Raw genomic sequence first — 9870 nt, 5'->3', positions numbered from 1 at the left:
TCACACCCATGGACGCGGCTCTGGGTGCGCCGGCGAAGATGGCCGACCGCGAGGGGGATCTGACGCCGATGATGGCCCAGTACTTCGAGCTCTGCCGGGAGTACGACGACTCGCTCGTGCTATTCCAGGTGGGTGACTTCTACGAGGCGTTCTGCGAAGCGGCCGAGCGGGTCGCGCGGCTCTGCGAGATCACGCTCACCAAGCGCGAGGACTCGACCGGCGAGTACGCGATGGCGGGCATCCCCATCGACAACGCCGAGTCGTACATCGAACGGCTGCTGGAGGCGGGCTACCGGGTTGCCGTCGCCGACCAGGTACAGGATCCCGACGAGGTGACCGGCGTCGTCGACCGAGCGGTCACGCGCGTCGTCACCCCGGGGACGCTCACGGAGGACGAACTCCTCCGCAGCCCGGACAACAACTACGTCGCCTGCCTGACCGCCACCGAATCGGACGGCGGCGACAGCGACGGATCGACCGACCGTACCGACCGCACCGGTCCGGCCTCCGCGCCAGGGGCGGACGAGAACGGGCCCTACGGGCTGGCGCTGCTCGACGTGTCGACCGGCGACTGCTACGCCACCAGCGCCGGGCGCCTCGACTCGATCGCGGACGAACTCGGCCGGTTCGCCCCAGCGGAGGCCATCGTCGGCCCGGACGCGCCGGTCGACGTCTTCGACGGCGACTGCATGGTCTCGCCGTACGAGAGAACCGCCTTCCAGACGGAGTCGGCGCGCGAGCGCGTCGAGGCGTACTTCGGCGACCTCGGCCTCGCCGACGAGGCCGAGGTCCGCGCCTGCGGTGCCCTGCTGGCCTACGCCGAGTACACCCGCGGCGGCAACCCCGACGCGGGCGACATCGGCGACGACTCGACGGCGGCAGTCGCCGGCCCAGATGGCGCGAGCGCCGAGGGCGAGCCGACCGCCGCGCTCGACTACATCAACCACCTCACGCGGTACGACCCGCGTGAGTACATGCTGCTGGACCGGGTCGCCCTGGAGAGCCTGGAGCTGTTCGACCGGCGCGCGGTCCACGGCCACCAGGGGCTGACGCTCGTCGACGCGCTCGACGAGACGGCCTGCGCGCTCGGCCGTCGGAAACTGAACGACTGGCTGCGGCGCCCGCTGCTCGACGAGGACCGCATCGCCGCCCGTCACGACGCCGTCGCGGAACTCACGGGCGACGTGACGCTGCGCGAGCGACTCCACGAACTGCTCGACGACGTGTACGACGTCGAGCGACTCGTCTCCCGCGTCGCCCGCGGTCGGGCGAACGCCCGCGACCTTCGGTCGCTCCACGACACGCTCGCGGTCGTCCCCGACGTGGAGGAGGCGCTGGCCGACGCCGAATCGAAGACGCTCGTCGAACTGCGCGAGAACCTCGACTCGCTCGCGGACGTGCGAGACCTGATCGACCGCGCCGTTCGGGAGGACCCCGCCGCGGAACTCACCGAAGGCGGCGTCGTCAAGCCGGCGTTCGACGACGAACTCGGGGCGCTCCGCGAGACCGAGCGCGAGGGGAAAGCGTGGATCGACGACCTCGAAGCCAGCGAGCGCGAGCGCACGGGCATCGACTCGCTGAAGGTCGGGCACAACTCCGTCCACGGCTACTACATCGAGGTGACCGATCCCAACCTCGACAGCGTGCCCGACGACTACACGCGCCGCCAGACGCTGAAGAACGCCGAGCGCTTCGTCACGCCGGAACTCAAGGAGCGCGAGGACGAGATCATCCGCGCCGAGGGGCGCGCCGACGACCTCGAATACGAGCTGTTCTGCGAGGTCCGCCGCGACGTCGCCGAGGAGTCCGAGCGCGTGCAGGCACTGGCGGAGCGGCTCGCCCGCCTCGACGTGTTCGTCTCCTTCGCGAGCGTCGCGGCGAAGTTCGACTACAGCCGGCCCGAGGTCGGGGCCGACGGCTTCGACGTCGAGGCCGGGCGCCATCCGGTCGTCGAGCGCACGGAGGAGCGGTTCGTCCCGAACGACGCCCACTTCGACGAACAGGACTTCTTCGCGGTCATCACCGGACCGAACATGAGCGGCAAGTCGACGTACATGCGGCAGGTCGCGCTCATCGCCGTCCTCGCGCAAGCGGGGAGTTTCGTCCCCGCCGCGTCGGCCCGGCTGCCCGTGGTCGACCGGGTGTTCACGCGCGTCGGCGCCAGCGACGACATCGCTGGCGGTCGCTCGACGTTCATGGTCGAGATGACCGAACTCGCCGACATCCTCCAGAATGCGACGGAAGACTCGCTGGTCCTCCTCGACGAGGTGGGACGGGGAACTAGCACCGCCGACGGCCTCGCCATCGCCCGCGCGGTCACCGAACACGTCCACGAAGCGGTGGGCGCGACCACGCTGTTCGCCACCCACCACCACGAGCTGACCGCGATCGCCGACGAGCTACCGGGCGTGTTCAACCTCCACTTCGAGACCGAGCGCGAGGGCGACGACGTGGCGTTCGAACACGAGGTCGCGCCGGGCGCCGCGGCCGCGTCCTACGGCATCGAGGTCGCGAAGATGGCCGGCGTCCCCGCCGACGTGGTCCAGCGCTCGCGGGAGTTGCTCGACGAGAGCGACGCGGGCGCCGCCCGCGGGCCCGCCGCGGAGACGAACGGCCACGACGCGTCCGAGAGCGTTCGGGTCAGTAACACGACTGACGGCGCGCAGAACGGCGACGTACTCGCCGGCGATGACGCCGATTCGGCGGCGGACGCGCGGCTCGCGGAGGAACTCGAAGCCCTCGACGTGGCGACGATGACACCGCTGGAAGCGATGAACGCGCTCGCCGAACTGAAAGCGTCGCTGGACGAGTGAGGGGCGGCCGCCCGGTCCGGTCCGCTACCGGTCAGTCCGCGGATTCCGGGGTCCCGGTCGGCGTCAACGGGACGAACTCCAGGCCGCGCTCGGCGAGCAGTCGACTCGCCCGGTCGGTCACCGACGGGGCGACGAGGATCCCGCGCATCTCCGTCTCGGCGTGGAGGTCCCGCTCCATCGCGTCGACGTAGCGACCGAGCTGGCCGACGGCGTCGGGACCGACCCGGCGGCGTTTGAGTTCGACGGCCACCGCCCGGCCGTCGGCGTCCTCGCCGTAGATGTCGACGGCGCCGGCGGGCGTCGCCCGCTCGGTCGCGAGCGGGGTGAACCCCTTCTCGATCAGGGACGGCTCGTCGAGAATGCGCTGGCGCAGGTCCTCCTCGGTCCCTTCCAGCGAGAGGTCCCGCTCGTCGGTCAGGCCGTAGGCCGACACTTCGAGCACGGACTCGAAGTCGACCGCGAGGTGCTCGTCGGGCGTCTCGCGGTGGCTCTCGACCAGCAGCCGACCGTCGTCGAGCGTCGCCTCGTGCTCGCAGTCGGGGGGCTGCCAGTTGACTGGCTGCTGGCCCTCGTCGGTGTGGACCAGCGCGGCGCCGTCGGGCTTGAGCATCACCAGTCGCTCACCGGGGCCGAGCGTGCTCGACGCGCGGCCCTCGTAGTCGACAGTGCAGCGACCGACCACGGTCACCAGCGCGCCCGCGTCGATGGCCGCGGCCACGAGGTCCCGGGCCGTCTCGTGGTCCGGCCGCTCGCGTGTCTCCAGCCGGAGTCCGTCTTCGACGGCAGTCACGACTCGCCATTGGCCGTCGGGGGGTAAAAACCGCGCGACACGGGGCGGGCGAGAGGGGCGAGCAACGGCGCGGGAAGCGTGACTACGCCGCCGTCTCACCCCCTGGAGGAAACCAGACGAGCTCGTCGCGAACGTCGGGGTGCCGGGTCAACCGGACGAGGAGGTACGCCGTCGCCAGCTGTGGTGACAGGAGGCCGGCGTCGACGGCGTCGCCGAGGACCTCTTTCGCGGTACGTGAAAACCGTCGGATGCGCGCGGCGGTCGCCGCGTCGGTCCACGGCACGAGCACGGCGGCGCCACGGACAAACGACGCCGCCGCGTCGGTTGGAGGACCTGCCGTCGCGGCGTCGGGCCCGGTCCGCCGGCCGGTCTCGATGCCCGGCCGGCACACCAGGTACGCCTCGACCGCTCCGTCGACCGCGACCGCGACCAGTGCCTCGTAGCCTCGCGAGTCGATCCGGGCGAAGACGCGGTCGACGGGAACGGCCGTGCGGACGGGCTCGGAGTCGACGAAGTCGGGGGGTACCTCGCCGTTCCGTGCCCGCGCGACCAGCCGGTCGAGGTGCTTGCCACCCCACTGCGAGTGGTAGCAGTCGTACCGGCCGTCCGGTCGCGCCACGGCGACCATCGCGCGCGCTCCCACGGCGAGTCGGGTTGGTCCCGGTTTAGTTGATAAAGGCTCGGACGGGCGAAGCGTCGGCCGGCGCTACCCGCTGTCGAGTTCGACGAGGCTCTTGAGCGGGACGAGCCGGTGCTGGACCTCGGGCTTCGTGTAGCCCGACGACTCCTCCGTGACGCCCGCGGTGTAGACGGTCACCCGCTGCTGGAGCACGTGCGGCTCGCCCTGCGTGTTCTTGATGACGTCGACCGAACGCCACGCCTGGTCTTCCATACCACGCCCCATGGACGGCCGTCGATATATCGCTTTGGCGGCCGGATCGGGTCGACGGTCGCGCGATTCCCGCGTCGACGCACCGCGTCCGACTGTCTACTGGCCGCCGGCCGTGAGCGTGATCGAGCGCGTCTCGCGGTCGGCCTCGTAGTACGCGTGGACGAGGGAGCCCTCGTCGGAGAACGCGTCCGCGTCGACGCGCCGCAGCGGCACGGACACGTCGAGCGGCGACCCGGCGAACGGATACGGGTCCACGCGGTACTCGCCCGAGTCGAGCGACGTTATCGACAGCGTCGCGCCAGCGCGCGGACCGCTCGTCGGAACCCCCTCGATCTCGTCGTAGCCGGGGGGATCCCCGGTGATACAGAACGCCAGCGAGAGTTCGTCCCACGCCTGGAGGCGCCGGTAGTCCGCCCAGAGACGGCCGTCGTAGCCGTCAGGGACGCCCGCCGAGTCGTGGAGCGAGTCCAGCAACTCGTAGTCGGCGTCAGTCAGGCTCGGACGAGGCTCGTCCGCGCGGAGGCGCTCGGCGAGTCGGTCCTGCCGGCGCTCCTCGCAGGCGACAAAGGCTCGGAACCTCTCTGGCGTCTCCGGCCAGCCCGGCGAGAGCCCGTAGCGCCGCTTGCGCAGCCCGGCGCCGTGCATCGAGACGAGCAGGCCCGCGTAGGCGTCCGCCTCGACGACGGCGTCGATGCCCTCGTCGTAGAGGTCGATCCACGGGTCTGCCGGCATCTCCCGGAAGTCTATCGGCTCGCCGTCGTCGCTGAGCCGGGGATGCCGGTCGAAGTCCCGCCAGCCCGTGTCGTGGGCGTAGGCGGCCAGCGCGAGCGGTGCGAACGGGTCCGGCCGGTCGAACTGGGTCGTGTCCGGACCGGTGTCGTCGGTCCCCCAGTGGTCGGCGAACTGGCCGGCCAGGGCGGCGTGGTCGGGCTGGGTGACGAACTGGTAGCCCTCCGCCGTCTCGGCGACTATCACAGCCGCAGTTCGACCGGCGTGGTGAAAGATGCGTCGCCGGTCCGGTCGCCCGGAGACGGCTGTGCCTATCGCTCACGGTGGCGATAGTAGAAGAACACCCGGGTGGGGACCGCGGCCACCGCCGTCGCGAGCGTCACGAGAACCGTCCACCCGGGGGCGACCCACAGACACAGTTGCATCCCCATGACGAACGCGAACAGCGCGGCGAACCGCGGGGCGGAATCCCCGGTCCAGAAGCTCCGCACCCGTTCGCTCTCGACCGAGAGCGCGACGAGCGCAACGGCGAGGGCGGCACCGACGAGCGCGGAGACGGCGACACGGGTCAGGGTTGCCGGTACCGCGACGAACAGCGGTTCGACGAGCGCGAGCACGCCGAACACGGCGACGACCAGCACCAGCCAGCCGAGGTCGACGAGCGTCCCGGCCGTCGAATCGGGCTCGGTCCAGTCGTCGGGGAGGGCGGACATACTGTCGGTCGGTCGACTCGTCGAGACGTAACCCTTTCCGTCGGCGAACGGTCGCAGCGAAACGGGGAATCGGGAGAACGACAGAACCGCTACAGCAGGTCTTCGACGTTGTCGACGACTTCCTCGGGGGTGTCGCCGACGGGGACGCCCGCCGATTCGAGCGCGTCGATCTTCGACTGGGCGGTGCCGGTCCCGGAACCGGAGACGATGGCGCCGGCGTGGCCCATCCGCTTGCCCGGCGGGGCGGTGCGGCCGGCGATGAAGCCGGCCACCGGTGTGGTCATGTACTCGTCGATGTACGCGGCGGCTTCCTCTTCGTCCTCGCCGCCGATCTCGCCGCACATGACGACCGCGTCGGTCTTGTCGTCCTGCTCGAACAGCGCGAGCGCCTCGACGAACGAGGTGCCGATGATCGGGTCGCCGCCGATACCGATGGCGGTCGACTGACCGATGCCGCGCTGGGAGAGGCTGTCGACGACCTGGTAGGTCAGCGTGCCCGAGCGGGAGACGAGGCCGACGCGGCCGGCCTCGAAGATGTTGCCCGGGAGGATGCCGAGTTTGGCCTCGCCCGGCGTGATGACGCCGGGGCAGTTCGGGCCGATCAGGTAGGCGTCGGTCTCCTGCAGGCGGCGGTAGACGCGGGAGACGTCCTGGGTCGGGATGCCCTCGGTGATGGTGACGACGAGGTCGAGCGCGTCGACGCCCAGCGCCTCGAAGCAGGCGTCGCCGGCGAACGCCGGCGGGACGAACACGACCGACGTGTCGGCGTCCTCCTCCTCGGCGGCTTCTTCGACGGTGTCGTAGACGGGGACGCCCGCGACCTCCTGGCCGCCCTTGCCGGGGACGGCGCCGGCGACGACGTTCGTCCCGTACTCGATCATCTGTTCGGTGTGGAACTTACCCTCACCGCCGGTGATACCCTGCACGATGACGCGGCTGTCTTCGTCGACTAGAACACTCATGCTTCCACCTCCTCGGCGTACTCGACCGCACGCTGGACGGCGTCCTCCAGCGTCTTCTCGACGGTCACGAGGTCCTCGTTGAGGATCTCCATGCCTTCCTCCCAGTTCGTCCCGGCCAGTCGAACGACGACGGGCTTGGGGATCTCGTCGAACTGTTCGAGCGCCTGGTTGATCCCCTTGGCGACCTCGTCGCCGCGGGTGATCCCGCCGAAGATGTTGAACACGACCGAGTCGACGTTCTCGTCGGAGAAGACCATGTCGAGCGCGTTCGCGATGCGGTCGGCCTTCGCACCGCCGCCCACGTCGAGGAAGTTGGCGGGCGTACCGCCGTAGTGGTCGACCAGGTCGAGCGTGGTCATGACCAGACCGGCACCGTTGCCGATGATGCCGACGTTCCCGGAGAGACGGACGTAGTCGAAGCCGTACTCGTCGGCCTTCCGTTCGAGCTCGCTCTCGGCGAACTCGCCTTCCTCCTCCATCTCGGCGAGTTCGGGCTGGCGGAAGAGGGCGTCTTCGTCCACGTTGAAGACGGCGTCGGCGGCGATGACCTCGTCGTCGCCGGTGACCATCAGCGGGTTGATCTCGGCGTCGGCGCCGTCGCGGTCGTCCCAGAGCTGGTAGAGCGTCCGCAGGATCGAGGCGACGTCGTTGGCGATGGCGCGGTCGACGCCGGCGTCGTAGACGACCTTCCGCGCCTGGTAGGGGTGCATGCCGAACGCGGGGTCGATGTGCTCGCGAGCGATGGCGTCGGGGTCCTCCTCGGCGACCTCCTCGATGTTGACGCCGCCGCGGGTCGAGACCATCGCGACGGGCTCGCCCTCGCCGCGGTCCATCGTGACGCCCACGTAGAGCTCGTTGACGAAGTCGACCGCTTCCTCGACGAGGACGCGCTCGACGGTGTAGCCCTTGAGGTCCATCCCGAGGATGTCCTCGGCCGCCTCGCGGGCCTCTTCTTTGTCTTCGACGAGCTTGATCCCGCCGGCTTTCCCGCGCCCGCCGACGTGTACCTGTGCCTTCACGGCGACCGGATAGCCGATCTTCTCGGCCGCGGCGACCGTCTCGTCGACGGTCCCGGCCAGTTCCGAGGCCGGTGTCGGAATGCCGGCGTCGGAGAAGACCTGCTTGGCCTGGTATTCGTGCAATCGCATGTCACTCGGAACGCGGTCCGGCGACCGCTTAAATCCCGCTCATCCGAACCGAAGCCAGGGAAATTGGCTGACCATTATCACTTCTGAAACCTGGGGCACAAGGAATTTAATTCCCGAGCGATTCAGACGAATGTAGGCACCGTTTGGTGCCGACATCTCCATCTCACCCACCCACCACCCACCCCACTCTACCTACCCCCCACCCATCACCCCCCTCTTTCCGTCCATCATCCGCCCGCCAGCGACAGGTGAGGCGGATCGTCGGAGGTCTGGCGTTGCGTCGGCGGACCCCTGTATCAGCCGACGGACCGTCGCGTCGCCCGGTCGATCCGTCGGTCCGTCGCTTCCGTCCGGGACACCTCGTGGCGGGAGTCTTTTCCAGTCTTCCACCGTGTCTCCTGCTATGGAGTCGAACGGATCGAGGGTCGACGCGCTCGCGAGCGAGATAGCGGCCGCCGAGCGAGTGGTCCTGTTCACGGGCGCCGGCGTAAGCGTCCCCTCGGGGATCCCCCCGTTCCGTGGCGAGTCGACCGACGACGACGACGCGCCGGACCCGGTCTGGGAAATCTACGACCCGGCCGATTTCCACCGTCGCCGGTTCGACGCCGACCCCGCGGGGTTCTGGACCGACCGCCTCGAACTCCGGGAGACGATGTACGGCGACGGCGTCGAACCGAACGCCGCCCACGAAGCGCTCGCGACGCTGGAAGAGCGGGGGTATCTCGACACGCTCGTCACGCAGAACGTCGACGGGCTGCACGGGGCCGCGGGGTCGGCGTCGGTGATCCAGCTACACGGGACGAGCGCGCGAGCCGCGTGTGACAGCTGCGGCGCGACGCAGCCGGCCGACCCGGTGTGGGAGCGAGTGCGGGACGGTGAACGGCCGCCGACGTGCGACTGTGGCGGCGTCCTCAAGCCCGACGTGGTCCTGTTCGGCGAGGGGTTGCCCGACGACGCGTTCGACCGGGCGCAGGTCGCGGCGCGCCGCTGTGACGTGTTCCTGGCGATCGGGTCGTCGCTGACCGTCCGTCCGGCCGCGATACTCCCCGAGATCGCGGCCGAGGCGGGCGCGACGCTGGCGGTGATCAACCTCGAATCGACGACCTGCTCCGAGCGGGCCGATTACGACCTGCGTGCGGACGTGACGGAGGCGTTGCCGACGCTGGTGGAGGCGGTCGAAACGGCCGACGACGCGTAGCGGTGGCGCCACACCGCGCACGGGCCGGGCGCCGAGAACTTGCGGGAGTCGGGGACGTTACAGTTCGACGCCGCTCGGGATCAGGCTGTGCTGGCGGAGGAGGCCGCCCTCGTCGTCGTAGACGAGCAGCGTCCGCTTCTCGTAGGACGCGACCTCCTCGCCGTCGCGGCGAACGACGACCCGGTAGCAGCCGTCGGCGTCGTCCGGGTCGTCGTCGCGGCGCGCGGCGTCGACGAGCGTCCGGATCGACGACGCCTCCGCGTTCACTTCGACGACGAACTCTCCGGTCATCCGGTTCGCGAGACTGAAGACGCCGCCGGCGTCCTCGCCCGTCGACTGGCGGCGGAACGCGACGTCGATCCGCTCTCGGTCGAGCGGGTCGCCCGCGGGGTCTGTGAGGCGCTCCTCGAGGAGGTCGGTCGGCCCGTCGTACGATAGTACGGCCGTCGGCAGGTGGTCGCCGTCCTGGTCGGCCTGGCGGATGTCCAGCGTGACGTAATCGCGCCTCATTCGACACGTCACCCTAGAACGCGGGGAGCCATGAACGTAACGCCGCCAGCGGTTTCCGTCTGCAGACGTGCCCGTCTGAACGGACTGCGCCTGCGATCGGTCGGAGCCGGTAGCT

At 70.0% G+C, this 9870-nt stretch carries 10 protein-coding genes; 2 read left to right on the top strand and 8 right to left on the bottom strand.

The annotated features are described in order from the left end of the window. Window positions 1-8 precede the first annotated feature (8 nt). Window positions 9-2813: a DNA mismatch repair protein MutS gene (gene mutS, locus ACMGFH_RS01715; protein WP_415381047.1), complete on the top strand. Its 2805-nt coding sequence runs from the start codon at window positions 9-11 to the stop codon at window positions 2811-2813. A 31-nt stretch (window positions 2814-2844) separates the two neighbouring features. Here mutS and nucS read toward each other — a convergent pair whose 3' ends face one another. The 7 genes from nucS to sucC all read right to left on the bottom strand — a co-directional run bounded on the left by nucS (window position 2845) and on the right by sucC (window position 8047). Beyond that, window positions 2845-3603 (bottom strand): endonuclease NucS, encoded by a 759-nt coding sequence (gene nucS / locus ACMGFH_RS01710; protein ID WP_415381046.1) that lies wholly within the window; start codon window positions 3601-3603, stop codon window positions 2845-2847. An 82-nt stretch (window positions 3604-3685) separates the two neighbouring features. After that, on the bottom strand, window positions 3686-4246 hold the full coding sequence (locus tag ACMGFH_RS01705; protein WP_415381045.1) for a DUF6735 family protein: 561 nt from the start codon (window positions 4244-4246) through the stop codon (window positions 3686-3688). Between the two features lie 63 nt (window positions 4247-4309). Further along, complete coding sequence (locus tag ACMGFH_RS01700) at window positions 4310-4495, bottom strand: hypothetical protein (protein WP_274324448.1); 186 nt, start codon at window positions 4493-4495, stop codon at window positions 4310-4312. Window positions 4496-4591: 96 nt separating this feature from the next. Then, entirely contained in the window at window positions 4592-5470 is an 879-nt protein-coding gene (locus ACMGFH_RS01695) for a DUF3891 family protein (protein ID WP_415381044.1), read from the bottom strand. 65 nt (window positions 5471-5535) lie between these two features. After that, window positions 5536-5937: a hypothetical protein gene (locus ACMGFH_RS01690; RefSeq protein ID WP_415381043.1), complete on the bottom strand. Its 402-nt coding sequence runs from the start codon at window positions 5935-5937 to the stop codon at window positions 5536-5538. 89 nt (window positions 5938-6026) lie between these two features. Continuing rightward, on the bottom strand, window positions 6027-6899 hold the full coding sequence (sucD, locus tag ACMGFH_RS01685; protein ID WP_415381042.1) for a succinate--CoA ligase subunit alpha: 873 nt from the start codon (window positions 6897-6899) through the stop codon (window positions 6027-6029). Further along, the gene (sucC, locus tag ACMGFH_RS01680) at window positions 6896-8047 is read right to left on the bottom strand and encodes an ADP-forming succinate--CoA ligase subunit beta (protein WP_415381041.1); all 1152 of its coding nucleotides are present in this window, start codon (window positions 8045-8047) and stop codon (window positions 6896-6898) included. Before sucC ends, sucD begins: the two co-directional genes overlap by 4 nt. A 403-nt stretch (window positions 8048-8450) precedes the next feature. Between sucC and ACMGFH_RS01675 the strand changes: the two genes are divergently transcribed. After that, on the top strand, window positions 8451-9245 hold the full coding sequence (locus tag ACMGFH_RS01675; protein WP_415381040.1) for a Sir2 family NAD-dependent protein deacetylase: 795 nt from the start codon (window positions 8451-8453) through the stop codon (window positions 9243-9245). A 57-nt stretch (window positions 9246-9302) separates the two neighbouring features. Here the strand turns inward: ACMGFH_RS01675 and ACMGFH_RS01670 are convergent, their stop codons facing one another. Then, entirely contained in the window at window positions 9303-9755 is a 453-nt protein-coding gene (locus tag ACMGFH_RS01670; RefSeq protein WP_415381039.1) for a DUF5793 family protein, read from the bottom strand. Between the last annotated feature and the right edge of the window lie 115 nt (window positions 9756-9870).

This window comes from Halosimplex rarum, assembly GCF_047715405.1.
GTDB classification, from domain to species: domain Archaea; phylum Halobacteriota; class Halobacteria; order Halobacteriales; family Haloarculaceae; genus Halosimplex; species Halosimplex rarum.
Note: the sequence above shows the minus strand (reverse complement) of the source record. Positions and strands in the feature narration are given on the sequence as shown.

What these genes read in the sequence shown, in the direction of transcription:
- mutS (WP_415381047.1), top strand. Translation starts at nt 9, where the DNA reads ATGGACGCGGCTCTGGGTGCGCCGGCGAAGATGGCCGACCGCGAGGGG.
- ACMGFH_RS01700 (WP_274324448.1), bottom strand. Translation starts at nt 4,495, where the DNA reads ATGGAAGACCAGGCGTGGCGTTCGGTCGACGTCATCAAGAACACGCAG.
- ACMGFH_RS01690 (WP_415381043.1), bottom strand. Translation starts at nt 5,937, where the DNA reads ATGTCCGCCCTCCCCGACGACTGGACCGAGCCCGATTCGACGGCCGGG.
- sucD (WP_415381042.1), bottom strand. Translation starts at nt 6,899, where the DNA reads ATGAGTGTTCTAGTCGACGAAGACAGCCGCGTCATCGTGCAGGGTATC.
- sucC (WP_415381041.1), bottom strand. Translation starts at nt 8,047, where the DNA reads ATGCGATTGCACGAATACCAGGCCAAGCAGGTCTTCTCCGACGCCGGC.
- ACMGFH_RS01675 (WP_415381040.1), top strand. Translation starts at nt 8,451, where the DNA reads ATGGAGTCGAACGGATCGAGGGTCGACGCGCTCGCGAGCGAGATAGCG.
- ACMGFH_RS01670 (WP_415381039.1), bottom strand. Translation starts at nt 9,755, where the DNA reads ATGAGGCGCGATTACGTCACGCTGGACATCCGCCAGGCCGACCAGGAC.